Origin of the sequence: Aurantimonas sp. C2-5-R2, assembly GCF_036549495.1 — a bacterium.
Lineage (GTDB): Bacteria > Pseudomonadota > Alphaproteobacteria > Rhizobiales > Rhizobiaceae > Aurantimonas > Aurantimonas coralicida_A.
Genome location: NZ_JAZHLJ010000006.1, coordinates 74,266 through 91,710, shown reverse-complemented (window position 1 = coordinate 91,710; position 17,445 = coordinate 74,266). Strand labels below are relative to the sequence as shown.

Below are 17,445 nucleotides of genomic sequence, written 5' to 3'. Positions count from 1 at the left end.
AAGGAGGATTGTCCCATGATACGCGCGGTGACACTAGCGCTGGCGCTCGCCTTCTCCGCGGCCTCTACGACTGCGTTTCCCGCCGAAGATTCGCCAAAGGGGTCTCCCAGCGAAGCTGTCGCGATGGTCAAGCGTGTGAAGGAGATGTTCGCGCGTCAAGGAAAGGAGGCCACGTTCGCCGCGGTCGACGATGCGACGACCCCTGCCTTTCATGACCGGGATCTCTATCCGTTCGTCTACGATCTGCAGGGCGTGAACGTCGCCCACGGGGCGCGGCCTGTTCTCGTGGGCAAGAATCTCAGTTCGTTGAAAGATCAGGACGGGAAGTATCTCATTCAAGAAATTATCCGGGTTGCGGTCGATCCTGGGTCGGGTTGGGTGGATTACAAGTGGCCGCATCCGATCACGAACAAGATCGAAGATAAATCCAGTTACGTAGAAATGATGGGCGCTTACGTGGTTGGCGTCGGGATCTATAAAGACTGATATTTGCGGCGCGGAGGACATAGCGAGATGCGAGCGCGCTGGCTCACGCGGTTGATCAACGACCTGCCGCTCAGCGTCAAGGCATTCGGCGGCTCCGCCGTTTTGCTGATTTCGCTTCTGTCGACGGGCGTGCTGGTGATCGTCGCGCTCACCGCCATCGCTGAGCGTGTCGACAAGGTTGCCACGTCAGTGGTCGGGAAGCAGACGATCGAGGAGCGCCTCGAGGAGGCCGTCTCCGAAACGCATCTCAATCTGTTTCGTTACACCGCATGGGCAAGCAATGGCGTGAATGAGGCGCGTCTCGCGCAGTTGCGTGAGGAAATCGCCCGTAACAGCGGGTCGGCTCAAAGCCAGGCATCCGATCTTTCCAAGCGTGCTGACCTGACCGTTTCCGAACGGGTCCAGCTAAAGAAATTTGTCGAAAGCTGGAGGCTATACATGGCCGCCGCCGCCGCCACCGTGGAGGTCGGCACCGTGGACCCGGCGATGGGCACCATGTTGCTGGGCGGGACCGACGACGATTTCCAGCGTGCCGCCTCGCATCTGCGAGAGTTAACCGGCGAAGCCCATCGGCTGACGCGCACGATGGTCGATGACCTCCATTCCAGCGCGGCCAGCAGCGTGCGTATCATCCGGATCGGCGGGCTTGCCGCCATTCTCGTCAGCCTGGGCATCGTTTTCTTCTTCGCGCGCTCGATCGTGCTGCCGGTCCGTGCCGTGACACGCGCCATGCGTGACATTTCCTTCGGGAATCTGAACTTCCGTCCCGATGCGACTATTAAAAATCGGGAAGACGAAATCGGGCAGATGGTGTCCGCGATCGCCGATTTCTGCGAGGGGATGCGCGGGGCGAGGGAGGTGATCGTGCGGAACGAGGCGGACCTTCGCCGTCAGAATCTGCTGTTCGACGCGGCCTTGGCCAACATGTCCCAGGGCTTGTGTATGTTCGACGGCCAGAAGAATCTGATCGTCTCGAACGCCCGCTATGCGGAGCTGTACGAACTTGATCCGGGGTCGATCAAGCCCGGCATCCACTTGCGCGACATATTGCTCCAACGGATTGCAGCGGGATGCGTCGTTGGCGAAGATCCGGAGGAGTACATCAAGGAGCGCCTGACCGGCGTCGAGGTGCGAGAGTCCTATGTCAAGATTCACCATCTCAATGACGGGCGCTCGCTCGCGATCTCCCACCGCCCTCTTGCCGATGGAGGTTGGCTCGCCACGCACGACGACATCACGAATATCCGTCGGATCGAGGCGCAAATCGCGCATATGGCCTTGCATGACGGGCTTACGGATTTGCCGAATCGTACTCTCTTCGGCCAAGAACTCGAGGCCGCTTTCAAGGCCCGGGCGGAGGGCCGACGTGTCGCCGTCGTCTGTCTGGACCTCGACAAGTTCAAAAGCGTCAATGACACGCTGGGCCATCTGGTGGGCGACCGCCTCTTGAAGGCTACGTCGACGCGACTGATCCAGGCCGTCGGCGGCAAAGGAATGGTGGCACGTCTCAGCGGCGACGAATTCGCCCTCATCATTTCTGACGTGGGCACGCAAACTGATATGGAACAAGTCGCCCAGCACATCATCGACGCGATGGCGGAGCCGTTCGATCTCGATGGTCATCATGTCGGCGTAGGCATAAGTATCGGCGTCGCGTTCAGCACCGAGGCGACTACGAATGTGGAAGAAATAGTTAGTAACGCCGACACGGCGCTTTATCGCGCAAAGGCGGAGGGGCGCGGGGTCTTCCGCTTCTTCGAGCAGGGCATGGACTCCGCTGTGAAACGCCGAAGCCAGCTTGAGATGGATTTGCGTCAGGCAATCCAGGACGAGCAGCTGACCCTGAATTTCCAGCCTATCATGGACGCCGTCTCCAGGCGTGTGGTCGCCTTCGAAGCCCTGTTGAGATGGACCCACTCGGAGCACGGCTCCATCCCGCCGAGCGAATTCATTCCGATCGCCGAGGATGTCGGCCTCATCGAGCGACTTGGAGAATGGGTGATCCGGCAAGCCTGTCTGACGGCGGTGGATTGGCCGCAGGATATCAGGGTCGCGGTCAATCTGTCGCCACTGCAATTCGGTGGGCGGGATCTCGTCGCCACGGTGGCTGGGGCTCTGACTCAGACGGGCCTCGACGCGGGCCGGCTGGAATTGGAGATCACCGAATCCGTTCTGCTGAACGACAGCGAGGCGAATTTGAAGATCCTGAGCGAGTTGCGTCACCTCGGCGCCCGCGTCGTTATGGATGATTTTGGCACCGGCTATTCCAGCTTGGGATATCTGCGCAGCTTTCCCTTCGACAAAATCAAGATCGACAAGAGCTTCATCGACGAAATTCCGACGAACCTCGGAAGTGGCGCGATCATCAGGGCGATCACCGAACTTGCGACAAATCTCGGCATGTCGACGACGGCGGAGGGCGTGGAGAGCCGTGAACAGTTCGACTATCTGAGGCTGCAGGGGTGCACGGAAGTTCAGGGCTACTATTTCAGCCCGGCCCGGCCTGCGGACGAAATTCCCGCCCTCCTTGCGAGATTGACGGCGGATGCCATGCGGCAGTCAGCCGACGGTGAAGCTTCGCCGGCCCGGCAGCGCCTGCCCCTGACCGCCTGAGACACGACCCGCCCGGCCGGGGGCGACGGTGAAACCCGGCCCCTTGGCGTCGATCGTCGCGGGGGCGACCGACCGCGTGCGCGAGGCGGCCCGGCGGCGGGAATCGCGTCAGAACCGGCTGGCGTCCTTGACGGCGACGATGAAGACCGCCGGGCCCTTTGCCGGCTGCCAATTGTGGGCGATCCTGAAGCCGTGACGCGTGAGGCTGGCTTCGAGGTCCGCCTTGCCGAAGATTTTGACGACCGGGAAGAACCCCAGACGCCGCCCAAGCGGCGCCACCAGCTTAAACCACTTCATCCCGTCCGCGAGGCACGCCGTGTTGGTGACGAAGACGCCGTCCGGCTTCAAGAGGGCCGCAATCTTGGCGATCGCGGCGTCCCTGTCCTCCAATAGATGCAGGAGATTGAGGCCGAGGACCGCGTCGAAGCTTTCGTCGGGGGCAGCGATGTCCTCCACCGCCACGCATTCGAACGCCACATTCGCGACCCCGCTCTCGGCGGCCTTGGCGCGGGCGATCTCGATCATCTTCGGCGAAATGTCGGTGGCCCGGATGTGCTTGACGTGAGGCGCGTGAGCGATCGCCGTCGAACCGGTGCCGCAACCGAGTTCCAGAATCTCCATGTCGGGCGTTAGATGGTCGCGCGTCACCCGCAGCTTCGTTTGGTAGGCGGCTTCGTCGGCGATCGGCCGCCGGGCGTAACGGACCGCGATCCTGTCCCAGAATCTGGCGGAGGGATGCGCGCTGCCGGTTGCGGAGGGGGCGGCGGTCTTTCGGGTCATCCCCCCATGTCGCATGCCGTTTCCGGCCTGTCGACGCCGAGGGTGTCGAGTTCGGAGACCCGGTGCAAAAAGCCCTCCTGCGGCGAGGCGGAGACAACCGAGGCCTCGGTGCCGAGCAGTACCGGCTGGCGCAGCTGCCAATCCCAGTCGCGAAACGTCAGCCGCTGGCCCTTGAAGGCGGCGACGGTGAAATCCGGCCCCTTGATGAAGGCGTCGATCGTCGCGGGGGCAACGGATTGCGTGCGCGAGGCGGCCTCGCCGATCACCCGGATCGCCGTCCAGACCTGCATGTCCTTTGATTCCATGCGGCGGCCGGCGACATCGACGAAGCGGTTCTGGATCTGCGCGCCGCCCCATTGCTCGCTCGCCGGATGCCAGGAGCCGGGTTTCAGCCCGGCGGTGCCGGCGACGGGGCGCGGCAGCCAGGTGCGCCAGGGCACATAGGTGCCGAACACCTCGCTCTCGTCGGCGACCAGCAGGACGTCGTGCTCGGGCAGATCCTGCAGGAACACCGGGATCTGGCGCTGCACCAGCGCCTGGCCGGAATCGGTGGCGCGGGCGCCGCCCTTGTCGGCGAAAATCTTCTCGGCGACGATCTTGCCGCCGAACTTTTTGGCGGAGCGCTTCAACGCCTCGGCGAAGAGCTGGTCGTTTTCGTGGTCGCCCTCGACCAGCGCCCAGTTCCGCCACTGCTTCCACATCAGGTATTGCGCGAGGCCGTCGGTCAGCATCGCCCGCGACGGGGCGGTGTGCAGCATGTTGGCGCGGCAACCTTCGCCGCGCAGCCGGTCGTCCGTCGCGCCGGCGTTGAGGACGAGGGCGTTCTGGGATTTGGCGAGATCGGCGACGGCGAGCGTGTCGTCGGGCGACAGATCGGTGACGATGTAGTGGATGCCGCTCGCGAGCATGTCTTGCGCCGGTGCGGCGACGTCGTCGCCGGGGGCGAGCGTCGTCACGTCGAGGGTAAAGTTCTGGCCCATGAACGAGCCGGTGGTGTTGTTGTCGGCGATCGCCACCGTCGCGCCCGCAAGGCCGATGTCGGCCGGCTGGATGTCGAGGGCGGAGAGCGCGAGGGTGCGCTCATAGGTTCTGAGGAAGCCGATCTTGACCGTCTGTGTCACGGGCTGGACTGAGGCCGGCGCGGGGGCGGTGTCCGTCTGTGCGGGGGCTCCGGTCGTCAGGAGGATGAGCACCGCGGTTCCGCAAAGCACCCGCCGCAAGCGGTCTCTGGCCGGTGTGGTCAATGCTGGTTCCTCCCATTCCGCTGCCGGCCCGGCCGGCGGTCTTTCGCAATTAGCGTCTTGCCGCGGGCCCTTCAAAGCTTATGACTCATTGCCGAGGCTGGGCGCCGGATCAGACAGACGAGAGCTTTCATGTGTTACGGACCCCGCATTCCGAGACAAGCGCGACTTTTTCCCGTTGTTCTGGCGCTGCTCCTGGCCGCTCCCGCCTTCGCGGCGGAAAAGACTGTTGCCGTGTTCGATTTCGAACTGATCGATTCCAGCCTCGAAGGCTCGATGATCGGCCAGAACCCGGACGAGCAGGCCCGGCTTGAAACCATGGCGCCGGCTCTGCGAGGGAACATCGACACGCTCGCCGGCTATGCCAGCGTCGACATCGCGCCGGTGCGCGACAAGGCGCTGGCGCAGAATCTGGAAAGCTGCGGCAACTGCGCGCTGAGCTTCGCCAAGACGCTCGGCGCCGACATCGCCGTCACCGGCACCGTCCAGAAGGTGTCGAACCTCATTCTCAACATCAACGCCTATGCCTTCGACGTGAAGACCGGCCAGCCGATCGCGCGCGGCAGCGCCGATATTCGCTCCAACACCGACGAAAGCTGGCGGCGGGGGGTCGCCTATCTGTGGAAGAACGTCCTGAAGAAGCAGTTCGAGGCCGCGCCTTGATCCGCCTGCTGGCGAGCGTCACCGGCCCCGAGGAGGCCGAGATCGTCATCGAAGGCGGCGCCGATCTCGTCGATCTGAAGGACCCGGCGCAAGGCGCGCTCGGCGCGGTGTCGCCAGCCGTCCTCGATGCGACGCTGCGGGCCGTCGCCGGCCGGCGGCCGGTCTCGGCGGTGGCCGGCGACCTGCCGATGCAGCCGGACGTCGTCCGGCGCGCGGTCGAAGCGCGGCAAACGGCCGACTATGTGAAGATCGGCCTGTTTCCGGCCAGTCGGGGGGAGCGGTTGACCGTCATCAAGGCACTGCGGGAGCCGGCCTCGCGCACCCGGCTGATAGCGGTGTTCTTCGCCGATGGCGACCCGGATTTTACGCTGCTGCCGGTGCTGGCCGAGGCGGGATTTGCCGGCGCTATGATCGACACGATCGGCAAGTCGAGCGGCGGACTGCTTCAGTATCTGTCGCTGGCCGAGCTGGGGGATTTCGTCGCCAAGGCGCGGGGGCTCGGTCTGCTGACCGGGCTCGCGGGCTCGCTGGAGCCGCCGGATGTGCCGCGGCTGGCGGTGCTGCAGCCCGATTATCTCGGCTTTCGCGGCGCCCTGACGGCTGGCCCGCGGGACGGGCCGGTTGATCTTCAGGCGGTCCGGGCGATCCGCGCGCTGATCCCGGCGGAGCAAGACGCCTCAAGGAGTGTCGCGTCGACCGCTGTCGCCGGCGACCTTATTTTCGTGCGCGACTTCACCCTGCCGATGGAAGTCGGCGCCTACGGCCATGAGCGCGGCCGCACGCAAAAGGTGCGCTTTTCCGTCGAGGCCGAGATCGAGCCGATCGTCGCAGGCGCCCGGAGCATGGCCGAGATCTATTCCTACGACGTGATCATCGACGCGATCCGCAGCCTCGCCGCGCGCGGGCATACGGACCTCGTCGAGACGCTGGCGTTGGAACTCGCCGATACCCTCTTGGGCGATGCTCGGGTGCGGGAAGTGACGGTGCGGGTCGAAAAGCTCGAACTCGGCCCCGGCGCCGTCGGGATCGCGGTGACGCGCCGCCGCGCCGGACCGACCGGGTAGGGCCATTCAAAATCAGGGCTTTACAGCGGCGGCGAAGCGTCGTTCTCTTGTCATCTTGCGGTTGAGCGCCTCGGCGTTCGCCAACGATCAGAGCGGCCAGTCAAGGCCGTCAAGGCACATGGGGTGGAATCCGATCGGCATTCCACCTGGGAGAGACGCATCCGAAGGGCAGGTGGCAAGGCATGAAGGACATTCTCGTCGTCAAGATCGGTGGTAGTTGCGCGGCGTCGCCTGATCTGGCGCGGTGGGTGGCGGCGATCGAGCAGGCGGGGTTGCCGATCGTCGTCGTGCCGGGCGGAGGGCCCTTCGCCAATGCCGTCAGGCGCTACCAGCCGCGCATGGGCTTCGGCGACGAGGCGGCGCACGAGATGGCGATCCTCGCGATGGAGCAGTTCGGCTGCGCGCTCGTCGGTCTCGGCAGGCGGATGGTGAAGGCGGCGGACGAGGCCGCGATCATGGCGGCGCTCGAACGCGGCGACATCCCGGTCTGGATGCCGCGCCAGCTGGTGCTTTCGGCGCCGGAGATCCCCAAAAACTGGAGCGTGACCTCGGATAGTCTTGCCGCCTGGCTGGCGGGACGGCTTCCCGGTGCACGGCTTTGCCTGTTCAAACAGATCGATTTGCCGGAAAACGCCACCATCGACGCTCTTGCCGGGGCACAGATCGTCGACGAGTGTTTCACCGAGTTGCTCGATCCGGCAACCGACGTCTATGTCGCCGGACCGGCGGATCTCAGTCTTGCCGGCGTACGCCTGGCCGAGGGAGAAATTCCCGGGCATCCTGTGATGCGGCGGCGCGTACTCGTGGCGGCAAACGCCGGGTGAGGCGAAGCCCCGACGATCCGGGCTTGGCGCTACGCCCGCCCGGCGGCTTTGCAACCGCGCCGGAATGGTCGACATAGCCGGGCATGGCGCGCGAAAAGCTGCTCTTTCTGACCGGACATCTGGCGCGGCCACGGCTCGAGCGCCTGCTGCGAGGGCTCGGTGCGACCGAATTCGACTGGGCGATCGCCGATATCGGGGTGAAGGTCGCGGCGCTCGCCACCGGCGAGATCATCGCGCGGCGACTGCAACAGCCGGTGGTGGCGGATCGCGTCATCCTTCCCGGCCGCTGCCGGGCGGATCTGGACCGCCTCTCCCAACACTTCAGGATCCCTTTCGTGCGCGGACCGGACGAACTCGCCGACCTGCCGGCCTTTCTCGGTCGCAAGGGCGCGCCGCCGGATCTGTCGCGGCACGACATGCGTATCTTCGCCGAAATCGTCGATGCCTCGGCGCTGTCCGTGGACGAGATCGTCCTGAGATCGGAGGCGATGCGGGCGGCCGGCGCCGACGTCATCGACCTCGGCTGCTTGCCCGATACGCCCTTCGCGCATCTCGAAGACGCGGTGCTGGCGCTGAAGGGCGAGGGCCACCGTGTCAGCGTCGATTCCGCCGATCCGGACGAGCTTGCGCGCGGCAACAGGGCGGGGGCGGACTTCCTCCTGTCCCTGACCGAGGAGACGCTGGCGATCGCCGGCGAAGGCGACGCCGTGCCGATCCTCGTGCCGGCCCGGCCCCATGACGTTGCCTCGCTGGAACGCGCGATCTCCGCGGCGCGGGACATGGGCATCGCTTTCATCGCCGACCCGATCCTCGATCCTATTCATTTCGGCTTTGCCGACTCGCTGGTCCGCTACCATCGTCTGCGTGAAGCCTATCCGGACGTCGACATCCTGATGGGCACCGGCAACCTTACCGAGCTCACCGACGCCGACACGTCGGGGATCACCGCGACGCTACTCGGCATCTGCTCGGAGCTTGAAATCCGCAACCTCCTCGTCGTCCATGTCAGTTCGCACACGCGCCAGACGATCGCAGAGCACGACGCGGCAAGGCGAATGCTCTTTGCCGCCCGCGCGGACGGGGCGTTGCCGCGCGGCTATTCCAAGGCGCTGTTGCAGGTGCATGACGTCAAGCCGTTCGCGTCGACGCCCGACGAGCTTGCCGAGCAGGCGGCGGCGATCAAGGATCGCAACTACCGGATCGAGACCGCCGAGGACGGTATCCATCTGTACAACCGCGATGGCCATTTCATCGCAACCGACGCGTTCGAGCTTTTCCCGAAGATCGCGGTCGAGGGCGACGTCGGCCACGCCTTCTATCTCGGCGCCGAGTTGCAGAAGGCGGAGATCGCCTGGCGGCTGGGCAAGCGCTACGCCCAGGACGGGCCGATCGATTTCGGCGTTGCCGCGCCGCGACCGGAGGCGGATCGGACTAAGCTCGAAGCGGCGGGGCATACGCTAAAGGCGAAAAAGACGCCATCATCGTAGCGGCCGACCGCGTCACGGTTTCCATGCAGAGAGTTCCGATGCCCTATATCCGCGAGACCATCCTGACCACCTGCTCCGCCTCGGGCGATGTCCACATCGCGCCGCTCGGGATTATCCAGGACGGCGAGGGCTGGGTGATCGCGCCGTTCCGCCCGTCGACGACGCTGGCCAATCTGGAGGCGACCGGCGTCGCCGTCGTCAACTACACCGACGAGGTGAAGATCTTCGCCGGATGCCTGACCGGTCGCAAGGACTGGCCGCTGGCGCCAATCGACGGCTGCAAGGTGCCGCGGCTCGAAGCCGCGCTCTCTCATGACGTTCTGGAAGTCGTCTCCGTCACACCGGACGAGCAGAGGCCGCGGTTTACCTGCGGGGTCGCGGCCTCCGGTCAGCACCGGCCGTTCCAGGGGATGAACCGGGCCAAGGCGGCGGTGCTGGAGGCGGCGATCCTGGTGAGCCGGCTGAAAATGCTGCCGGCCGAGAAGATCGAGGACGAGATCGCCTATCTGAAGATCGTCATCGACAAGACCGCCGGCCCCGATGAGGAACAGGCCTGGTACTGGCTGCTGGAGAAGGTGATCGATCATCTCGCTGAGGTCGAAGGTGAAAGATGATCGGCGGGCGCCCGTAGCCCCCGGGCCACGGAGATGACCGGCCGGCGGGCTCGCGAGCACGCCGGCCGAGACGTCGATCAGGTGACGAACGCTGGCCGGCTCAGCCGCGACTTTCGGCCAACAGCGCCAGTGCCGCCGCCGGAGCGGTGCGGCAGATGTCGTCGCGCATTTCGCCCGGGCAGTCGAAGAGATCGGAGAAGTCGACGACGCCGCGGTCGAGGCGGGCCGCGAGACGGCGCAACACCGGCCGCCCGGCGCCGGCGACGACCACTGGCGCGTCGTCGCTCAGGTCTTCGCGCGACAACACCTGCAACGCCGCGTCGTGGATGTGCCGCATCTGCGCCTCGGCGAAGGCGTGAGCGAGCCATTCCCAGGCGCCGTCGCCAGCATCCGCGGCATCCATGCCCACCATGCGGGCGAGGCGCCGGCGTGAGGCGTCGACCGTCTTTTCCTGATTGTCGGCGGCCGGATGCAGATCGTCCACCTCGTCGAGTATGCCGATGACGCGCTGGACGTCGGCCATCGTGGCGAAGGACTCGTTCATCACCGGGATCGACCGACCGGCGAAGGGGACACGCTTTTCCACCGCCATCAGGGGGGTGCGGGTATAGCCTTGGTAGACCAGCTCGCCGTGAACGAGGCGGTCACGGTCGGTGAAGCCGCGGGCGCGGACGTGGCCGTCGCTGACCGGCACGATGTCCGTCGTGGTCGAGCCCATGTCGAGAAACAGCGCTTCCTCGATCGAGGCGGCAGCGAGCGCCGCGCTGGCATGCCAGTTCGCCGAGGCGATCTCGGCGGCATGGGCGCCGGAATCGCCTGTCGAGATGAAGCCCGTCGCTCCGGCATAGAGCGAGATGTCGCCGGATAACCGCTCGGTGAAGACTCGGGTCAGCTGCTCGACGCCCTCCCGACGCGAGGCGAAGATATCGGACAGTTCCCCGGTCATGGTGATCGCGTGGCGCTCGACGCCGGAGACCTCGTCGAGAATGGTCGCGAGAGCCCGATCGAGATGCGCGAGGCCCTGCCAGATCGGGCTGGGCTCCTGCCAGATCTTGAGGACGCGGTCCCCCTCGGCCAGCGCCGCCTTCAGATGCGCGCCGCCAACGTCCCAACCCAGCGTTCTTGTCATGCTATTTCCGCCCGCCTCTGATACGCGCCATCCTATACCATCGAATGTTCGAACGATGCGACCCGAGGGCTTTCATGCGGATCATTCCGGTGCTCGACATCATGGGCGGTCTCGTCGTGCGCGGGGTCATGGGCGATCGCCAGGCCTACCGGCTGATCGAAACCCCGCTCAGCGACAGTGCCGATCCCGTCGCGGTGGCCAAGGGTTTGGCGGCACTGGGGAACTTTTCCGCCTTCTATGTCGCCGACCTCGACGCGATCGAGGGGCGGCCGCCGAACGCGACCGTGTTGTCCGCGCTGGGCGAGGCCTTTCCGGACACGGAATTCTGGGTCGACGCCGGCCTGCGGACCGCGGCCGGCGCCGAACGCCTGCAACGGGCGCCGCGCCAGCACGCGGTGATGGGCACCGAATCGATCGCGGACGCCGCGGCCCTTGCGGCACTCACCCGCCCGAAGCGGGTCATCCTGTCGCTGGATTTCAGGGGTGACGCGTTCCTGGGGCCGCCGGAGATTCTCCAAGATACGACGCTTTGGCCGGACCGGGTGATCGTCATGACGCTGGCGCGGGTCGGCAGCGGCGCGGGGCCGGACCTTGCTCGCCTCGGCCCGATCATCGCTCGCGCTGAGGGACGGGCAGTCTACGCGGCCGGCGGCATCAGGGGGCCGGAGGATATCGAAGCGCTGGAACAAGCCGGGATCGCCGGCGCGCTGGTGTCGACGGCGCTGCACGACGGACGGTTGTCGCCGGAGGCGCTGCGGCGCTTTTACCGCTGAGGGCAGCGAAAAGGGGCCGCATGGGCCCCTTTTCCTGTTGTTCGCTTCCTTGGAAGGTCGGTCTCTACTGGAAACCGAATTTGGCGGCCAATCGCCGGAGAAGGCCGGCGGGCATCGCCGGCTTGTCGTCTTTTCCGGGATGGTCTCTTGTCTAAGCCCCGGCGAACGGATGCGACGCCGTACCCTTCTTGGCAACGACTTCTTGGGCCGTCGGCGTGCCTTTGATGGCGCGCTCGATGGATTCCATCGTGGCCTGATAGTTATAATCGCGAATTTTCGCGTCGTCCTCGGCTTCCCAGTGGATGAAGACGCCGACGCAGATGAACAAATCGTCGGCCTCGGCCGCCGGGATGATGCCCTTTTCGACCGAGTCGGCTACGGCGCGCGCAACGGCGGTCTGGGCCGGGCCGAACATCTGGACGGCCTGCTTGGCGCCCTTGATGGTCACCTTGTTGAACATCACCGTGTTCGGCTTGCACGGAAGGTTCGGGGCCACGACCGCGAGCAGCGTGGTGAAGCCGTCCTTGTTGTTGGTCAGCGAGTTGCAGAACGCCGACTCCGCCGCGCTGCCGCGCGGTCCGATGATGAGGTCGATATGGGCGACTTCGTTGCCTTCGCCGACGAGCGATTCGCCGACCATGACCTTGTTGATGGTTGCCATGAGCTATTCCTCCACAAATAGGCTGCTAACTGGTCCGGCGTCGCCGCCGGCCCGGTTAAAGAACTTCCGATTCCCGAAAAGGCGAACTTATCCACGCGCCTGGATTAGGCCGCACGACCGTTCCTCCTCCCGGTCGCCGGACACGACAGGTCCGGCATACGGCTATCCTTGTTGGCGGCGTCCCGCACGGGACCGGTTAGCCAGATAGCAAAAGGGTCAAATGGCCCCCTATGAACGACAGTCAATCACCACCGCCCGGCTTCCGCAAGGCTCCTCGCGAAAAGGCTGGCGACGGTCAGGTCGGCCGAAGTGCCGGGGTTGATGCCTTCGCGCTTCAGTTCTGCGTCGAAGCCCAGAAGGAGGGCGGAGGCCGCATCCGGATTTGTCTCTTGGCTCAATCGCTTGGCGAATTCGTCCATTCGTATCCGTATGGATTCGGCCACGTCTGGCCCGAATTTGCGCAGGATATGGCTGTCGGGAAATCGGGTAGAGAAGGCAATAAAACAATCGAGGGCTGGGCTGCGTCCCGGAGATGTTTCTCCGGTTCGGCCGGAAGCGGCGATCGCGGCAACTCCGATGTCGAAAATCTCGCGAAATCGGTTGGCATATTGCCGGGCGACGAGATCGTCCGCCTCTGCGAGGCGCATGGCGTCTATCAAACCAATCGACGGTGGTGAGCGGACGTCGTGGGTACCCCGGTTGCCAAGGCCGCCGGGAGAGGCGCGCGCGATCGCCGTGAAGACGTCTCGCGCGTCCTGCGGCCCGAGATCAGCAAGGACGGCTTCCAGTGCTCGGCGAAGCGCGCCGAGGCTTGAACCAGACATTGCGGAGACATCGTCAGCGATCTCGGCTGCCGCGGCGAGCGGGGCGGCGAGGAGCAGAATGCCGAGATTGGTGTTCATGCCGGTCGCCGCCCAGCTTGCCTCGGTGGCACCGAGCGCGCGGGCGCCCACGCTGGCGCCGGCCATCGCGATGAAGGGGGCCGCCGCGAGGGCTGCGGCCTCGAAGGTGGTGGCGCTCATGCCATGGCCGGGGGCGAAGCGGTGGACGTTGCCCGGTTTCACTGCGTCCAGCTCGGCCCGGCATGCGGCAAGGAAGGCCGCCTCGATCATGACCGGTTTGATGCTCATTCTGCTGCCGACAGAGGCCTAAAGGCGCTCGCCGCACGCCGCGCTTCAACCTGCGCCAGCAGATCGCGCGCGCGGATCGCGGCGAGATCGCAGCCGGTGGCTTTTTTTAACCCAGTCCAGGCGGGCATCGAATTGACCTCGATGATCTGAGCGCGTCCAGCCGCGTCGCGCAGGAGATCGACGCCGCAGAAATCGCCGCCGACGGCCTCGGTGGCGGCGACCGCGAGGGCCTCGAGGTCACCGTCGGGCGGCATCGGCATCGGCTCGGCGCCCTGCTTGACGTTGGTGATCCAGCTGGCGGCCTGACGCCGCATCGATGCGGCGGCGCGGCCGGCCGAGACGAGGATGCGCACGTCGCTCCAGCGCCCGGCCGTTTCGACCCCGGCGAAGCGCTGCAGGTAGTAGACGCCGCCGGCAATTTCCTCGGCCCCCGGCAGATCGTCGGCGGTGTGGATCAGCTTCAGCCCATTGCCCTGCGCGCCGAACAGCGGCTTCAGCACCAGCGGGTCGGCCTCGGCCGCCATGATCCGCAAGGCTTCGGCGCGGGTCTCGACAGCGAAGCTGCGCGGGCTCGGCAATCCGGCGCGGGCGATGAGGAAGCTGGTCATCGACTTGTCGACGCAGTTCTCGATCGCCCGCGCGTCGTTCGACACGAGGACTCCCAGCCGGGTGAGGGCGTGCAGCACCCCAAGCCGACGCGTCACCTGCTCGAAGCTGCCGGCATCCATGGTGCGCACACAGACCGCGTCGGGAAGGCTTCCGCCGAAATGCGGGATGGCGAGGCCGCTGGCCGAGCCGGTGTCGAAGCCGATCTCGGCGAGACCCGTCGTGTTGACCTGCGCTCCAAGATTACCGAATGCTTGGATCAACTCGCGGGCATGGCGGTCAACCTGCGCGGTGACGAGCAGGATCCGCACCGGTCCCAGGGAGGGTGCATCAATCAAAGGACGCATCGACGAGCTTGGGATCGACCGCGCCGCCTCTGAATGTCTCGCCGGTCTCCAATGCCACGACCGCGACTTCGGCCGGCGAAAACAGCATCGGGTCGATCTGGTAGAAGTCGCCCTTGTATTGGCGGAAGATCTCCGCAAAGGGCGTGCCGTAGTCCTTGGATGTGCTGCTCGGAAGCTGCTCGGCGAGGGCCTTGGCGTCGTCGGCGGGACCGGTGACGTGGAGGAGGATGCGGCCGCCATAGATTACCGCGTCGTTGGTGCGGCCCATCGCTGTCACGAAATCCGGATGTGGAGGGCTGAGCGGGGCGGTGCCCATGCCCTCGACGATGCGCGACAGGTCGAATTTCAGCTCATGCGCCTTGTGCAGGGCGACTTCGACGACGCGGCCGACGATCTGCACCGAGCCTGCGAGGCTCTGGGTCGGCGCGAAAATGATAACGAGATTGTCCGGCGCGACGTCGCAATCCGCGGCGATCTGGCGGACCAGCTTCTCCGGCGGCGGGCTTGACGCTTCGAGCACCAATGTCGCAATGTCGCCGCGGTCGGCATAGGCGATGTGCTTGAACAATTCCTCCTTGCCGGCGAGCGCCCGCGCCGGACCCGAGCCCATCGAGAAATAGGAATCCTCGCCGGCGCCGCTGGTCAGCTGCCAGCCGGCATATTGGCTGCCGAGGCAGGCCACAACCGGTTGCGAGGAGCGGACCGTCAAGGTGAACGGCCAGCGCGCAAGATGGGGTGAGGCCTCGAAGCTGACGGTGCCGAGGCCGCCGAGACAGATCTCGGTGATCAGTCGGCCGGCCTCCAGGCTGCCGGGAACCGACGCGCCGGCGTCGATCAGGGTCTCGCCGGCCGCGCCGATCGCGATGGCGAGCCTGAGTTCGGCGGCCTGCGTCTTCATCGCCGCAACCATTGGGACCACCCCCTGGTTCACCGATAGCCTCTGCGCGCCGCTCATGCCGCTCTCCTCCGCACTCGTTCTTGCATGTCGGCGACGCGACTGTCGAACAGCGCCCGCGCCGCGGCCGGGTTCGCCGCCTCGGCGACGATCGTGCAAAGCGGCTGGCCGGCATGGAACACGACCGGCAGGGCGGACCGGTCGCGCGTCCAGTCCGGCCAGACGAAGTGCTCCGGCAGCGTCACATCCGCGTCCGCCCAGGCAAGGCCGGTGGCGCGCACCTGACGCGGGCCGGCGAAGCGCTCCGGCAATCGGCCCCGGCAGGCGCCGAGATGCAGGCCGAACAGCGGTTCGCTGTCGGTGTCGAAGACGTCGATGGTGGCGCCGCCGCGCGGATTGATCTCGAGCAGTACAGGCCCGTCGGGCGCGAGCACGAAGTCGACGCTGCAGAGCCCGGTGAGAGGGACGCGCGCGACGAGGCGTTGCATCTGGGCCAGCATGTCTTGACCGGACGGTTCTGGAGGCTGCAGGGGGCCGACCGCGCCGCCATAGCGGTACGGCTCGGCGATCGACGGCGCCGCCCATTGCCGGGTGAAGCCGAGCAGAGCGAGTTTGTTGCCGGCTGCGACGATGCCGGCTGACCACCGCTCGCCGGCGACGAAGCGCTGGAAATAGCGGTTTGCCGCCGGCGGCGCGCTAGCGGCCGGTTGCACATGGCTGCCGCCGGCACCGCCGATCTGCTTCGACAGCCAATGGGACGCGTCCTCAGGCGGCTCCCGGCGAATTTCGGGATGGCGAATGTCGGCCTCGGCGCAGAGCGCGGCGAAGCGCTCGGGATCCTTCAGCGTCCGCACGGTGGCGGCGTCATTGCCGAGCAGCGGCCAGCGCGCCGCGATCGCCTCGATCAGCTCCGGCCGGTCCTCGAAGCCGGCGCCGTAGACGAAGCCGACCGGCGACTGGCCTTTCGCCAACCGGTCCAGCGCATCCAGAAGATCGCCGCCGTCGAAGCCGTCCGGGTAATGGCCGCGCAGAACCTCGCCACGAAGGGCGCTTTCCTTCAGATCGAGATCGCCGAAAAAATCGACAGCCAGCGCGTCGTAGCCGGCGCGCCGCGCGCTCGCGGCGATCTGCCGGGCCGAGAAGGCGGCGACCAGGACGGTCGGGCGGGTCATGTCGATTACTTGACCAGCGTTCGGGCAAGGGTGAAGGCGTCGCGGAAATCGAGGATCTGCGGCTCGTCGGCCTCGATCATGCGTTTGAACAGGCCGGATTCGGTCTGATATTTGACGTTGCCGATCGCTAGCGCCCCGACGCCGAGCGCCTGTGTGCCGCTGATCGGCTTGCCGTTGTCCATGACGTCGATCCCCTCGATGCCGGAGGGCGGAACGGCGTTGACATCGGCGGCGACGAGGAGCCCTGACGCCTGCTTCAACTGGGCAGCGTCGAGCACGCGAACCCCGGCCTTGGCGGCGGAAAGGACCACCTCGACGTCTTTCACGATGGCGTTCTGCTTCGCCGTGTCGGAGCCGTCTGCGGCGTTCACCGCGACGCCGAAACGATCCTTCATTTCCTGGGCGCGATCCTCGACGCGTTTGAGGCCGCTATAGCCGACGATCGTCACCTTGGCGCCTTCGAGGGCGGCGATGACGGCGGCCGAGTAGCCGACGACGCCGGTGGCGCCGAAGACGGCGATCGAAGTGTCCTTCAACGACCGATCCTTCTTGTCCTTCAGCAGCTTCTCGACGCAGGCGACCATCGCCGCCGCCGTGGTGAAGGAGCCGGCGGGATCCGCGAAGAGGTTGGCGCCAAAGGGCGGCACCAGCGCCTTCTTGGCCGCGTCGATCATGTCGAGGGCGAGGATCGCGTCGTTGCCGCCGAAGAAAAGGCCCGACGCCGCTCCCCATTTCGGCGGGCGCGAAAAGATGACGTCCTGGACGAGATCGGCGATCTCGGCGAGTTCGACGTTTTCGTAAGGCACGACCGCGTCATAGCCGGCGTCGAGCGCCATGTTCACGTCGAACGGGCTGACATGCTTGTGCGGGGTGAGCATGTGAAGAATGTTCTTCTCGGTCATTCCCGTTCCTCCAGAAATTCGTTGTCGTTCGCCCGGTCGAATGGCCGGGCGGATCTCG

General features: G+C 65.9%; 17 protein-coding genes. 8 read left to right on the top strand and 9 right to left on the bottom strand.

Going from position 1 to position 17,445, the window contains the following annotated elements; translation table 11 throughout:
• The first annotated feature begins 15 nt into the window (after positions 1 to 15).
• On the top strand, positions 16 to 486 hold the full coding sequence (locus VQ044_RS04865; protein WP_327645629.1) for a cache domain-containing protein: 471 nt from the start codon (positions 16 to 18) through the stop codon (positions 484 to 486).
• Between the two features lie 27 nt (positions 487 to 513).
• A complete protein-coding gene (locus VQ044_RS04860) occupies positions 514 to 3,099 on the top strand; it encodes an EAL domain-containing protein (RefSeq protein WP_327645627.1) in 2,586 nt (861 codons plus the stop codon).
• A gap of 108 nt (positions 3,100 to 3,207) precedes the next feature.
• On the opposite strand, the gene VQ044_RS04855 is transcribed toward VQ044_RS04860, so the two are convergent.
• Positions 3,208 to 3,879, bottom strand: a complete 672-nt coding sequence (locus VQ044_RS04855) for a class I SAM-dependent methyltransferase (RefSeq protein ID WP_327645625.1) — start codon at positions 3,877 to 3,879, stop codon at positions 3,208 to 3,210.
• On the bottom strand, positions 3,876 to 5,123 hold the full coding sequence (locus tag VQ044_RS04850) for an ABC transporter substrate-binding protein (protein ID WP_327645623.1): 1,248 nt from the start codon (positions 5,121 to 5,123) through the stop codon (positions 3,876 to 3,878). Before VQ044_RS04850 ends, VQ044_RS04855 begins: the two co-directional genes overlap by 4 nt.
• A gap of 129 nt (positions 5,124 to 5,252) precedes the next feature.
• Between VQ044_RS04850 and VQ044_RS04845 the strand changes: the two genes are divergently transcribed.
• The 5 genes from VQ044_RS04845 to VQ044_RS04825 all read left to right on the top strand — a co-directional run bounded on the left by VQ044_RS04845 (position 5,253) and on the right by VQ044_RS04825 (position 9,772).
• Positions 5,253 to 5,783 carry a DUF3280 domain-containing protein gene (locus VQ044_RS04845; RefSeq protein WP_327645621.1) on the top strand — a complete coding sequence of 177 codons (531 nt, stop codon included), beginning with the start codon at positions 5,253 to 5,255 and terminating at the stop codon, positions 5,781 to 5,783.
• Positions 5,780 to 6,847 carry a (5-formylfuran-3-yl)methyl phosphate synthase gene (locus VQ044_RS04840; RefSeq protein ID WP_327645619.1) on the top strand — a complete coding sequence of 356 codons (1,068 nt, stop codon included), beginning with the start codon at positions 5,780 to 5,782 and terminating at the stop codon, positions 6,845 to 6,847. Before VQ044_RS04845 ends, VQ044_RS04840 begins: the two co-directional genes overlap by 4 nt.
• A gap of 182 nt (positions 6,848 to 7,029) precedes the next feature.
• Positions 7,030 to 7,671 carry an amino acid kinase family protein gene (locus VQ044_RS04835; RefSeq protein WP_327645617.1) on the top strand — a complete coding sequence of 214 codons (642 nt, stop codon included), beginning with the start codon at positions 7,030 to 7,032 and terminating at the stop codon, positions 7,669 to 7,671.
• Positions 7,672 to 7,754: 83 nt separating this feature from the next.
• Positions 7,755 to 9,158: a DUF6513 domain-containing protein gene (locus VQ044_RS04830; protein WP_327645615.1), complete on the top strand. Its 1,404-nt coding sequence runs from the start codon at positions 7,755 to 7,757 to the stop codon at positions 9,156 to 9,158.
• A 38-nt stretch (positions 9,159 to 9,196) separates the two neighbouring features.
• Positions 9,197 to 9,772: a DUF447 domain-containing protein gene (locus VQ044_RS04825; protein WP_327645693.1), complete on the top strand. Its 576-nt coding sequence runs from the start codon at positions 9,197 to 9,199 to the stop codon at positions 9,770 to 9,772.
• Positions 9,773 to 9,872: 100 nt separating this feature from the next.
• Here VQ044_RS04825 and VQ044_RS04820 read toward each other — a convergent pair whose 3' ends face one another.
• Positions 9,873 to 10,901, bottom strand: coding sequence for a hydantoinase/oxoprolinase family protein (locus VQ044_RS04820; protein WP_327645613.1), 1,029 nt, complete (start codon positions 10,899 to 10,901; stop codon positions 9,873 to 9,875).
• A gap of 74 nt (positions 10,902 to 10,975) precedes the next feature.
• On the opposite strand from VQ044_RS04820, the gene VQ044_RS04815 reads away from it, so the two are divergent.
• Positions 10,976 to 11,674, top strand: coding sequence for a HisA/HisF-related TIM barrel protein (locus tag VQ044_RS04815; RefSeq protein ID WP_327645611.1), 699 nt, complete (start codon positions 10,976 to 10,978; stop codon positions 11,672 to 11,674).
• 151 nt (positions 11,675 to 11,825) lie between these two features.
• Here the strand turns inward: VQ044_RS04815 and fae are convergent, their stop codons facing one another.
• From fae to VQ044_RS04785, 6 genes are all read right to left on the bottom strand, one after another.
• A complete protein-coding gene (gene fae / locus VQ044_RS04810) occupies positions 11,826 to 12,335 on the bottom strand; it encodes a formaldehyde-activating enzyme (RefSeq protein ID WP_327623147.1) in 510 nt (169 codons plus the stop codon).
• A 245-nt stretch (positions 12,336 to 12,580) separates the two neighbouring features.
• Entirely contained in the window at positions 12,581 to 13,465 is an 885-nt protein-coding gene (locus VQ044_RS04805) for a triphosphoribosyl-dephospho-CoA synthase (RefSeq protein WP_327645609.1), read from the bottom strand.
• Positions 13,462 to 14,409, bottom strand: a complete 948-nt coding sequence (locus tag VQ044_RS04800; RefSeq protein ID WP_327645608.1) for a RimK family alpha-L-glutamate ligase — start codon at positions 14,407 to 14,409, stop codon at positions 13,462 to 13,464. Before VQ044_RS04800 ends, VQ044_RS04805 begins: the two co-directional genes overlap by 4 nt.
• Positions 14,402 to 15,373, bottom strand: a complete 972-nt coding sequence (gene mch, locus VQ044_RS04795; RefSeq protein WP_327645606.1) for a methenyltetrahydromethanopterin cyclohydrolase — start codon at positions 15,371 to 15,373, stop codon at positions 14,402 to 14,404. The genes VQ044_RS04800 and mch overlap by 8 nt, the downstream gene beginning before the upstream one ends.
• The gene (locus VQ044_RS04790; protein WP_327645605.1) at positions 15,370 to 16,485 is read right to left on the bottom strand and encodes an ATP-grasp domain-containing protein; all 1,116 of its coding nucleotides are present in this window, start codon (positions 16,483 to 16,485) and stop codon (positions 15,370 to 15,372) included. Before VQ044_RS04790 ends, mch begins: the two co-directional genes overlap by 4 nt.
• A gap of 5 nt (positions 16,486 to 16,490) precedes the next feature.
• Complete coding sequence (locus VQ044_RS04785) at positions 16,491 to 17,387, bottom strand: NAD(P)-dependent methylenetetrahydromethanopterin dehydrogenase (RefSeq protein WP_327623152.1); 897 nt, start codon at positions 17,385 to 17,387, stop codon at positions 16,491 to 16,493.
• Between the last annotated feature and the right edge of the window lie 58 nt (positions 17,388 to 17,445).